Source organism: Treponema sp. R6D11 (assembly GCF_054786075.1).
On sequence record NZ_BDHD01000810.1, the window covers coordinates 1 to 504 of the forward strand.

At 53.0% G+C, this 504-nt stretch carries 1 protein-coding gene; it reads left to right on the forward strand.

Annotated features, from left to right (window positions below):
• Positions 1 to 504, forward strand: a 504-nt coding sequence (locus tag ACYVTD_RS16255) for a GltB/FmdC/FwdC-like GXGXG domain-containing protein (protein WP_461248715.1), incomplete at both ends; no start/stop codon positions are given.

Sequence of the window (504 nt, forward strand, 5' to 3'; positions counted from 1 at the left end):
GCACATAACGATAAAAGGGACGCCCGGCAACGCCCTTGGCGCGTATCTTGACGGCGGAATTATCGAAGTGCACGGCAACGCCCAGGACGCTGTCGGCGACACGATGAACGACGGCAAGATAATCATTCACGGCAACGCCGGAGACGCGCTCGGTTACGCCATGCGCGGCGGCTGTATTTTTGTAAAAGGCGACGCGGGTTACAGAACGGGCATTCACATGAAGGAATACAAGGAAAAAAAGCCGGTAATAGTAATCGGCGGCAAGGCTGGAAGTTTCTTGGGCGAATATCTCGCTGGCGGGCTTATCGTGGTTCTCGGCATAGGCTCGGAAAATGATCTTCCGGTGTGGTATTTTACCGGAACGGGAATGCACGGCGGTAAAATTTTTATTAGGACGGACAAGGAACTTTCCGGGCTTCCTGAACAGGTTATAGAAAAAATCGCGGACAGCGACGAATTGCAGGAAATAGCGCCCTTTGTTACGGAGTTCGCGGGTCTTTTCGG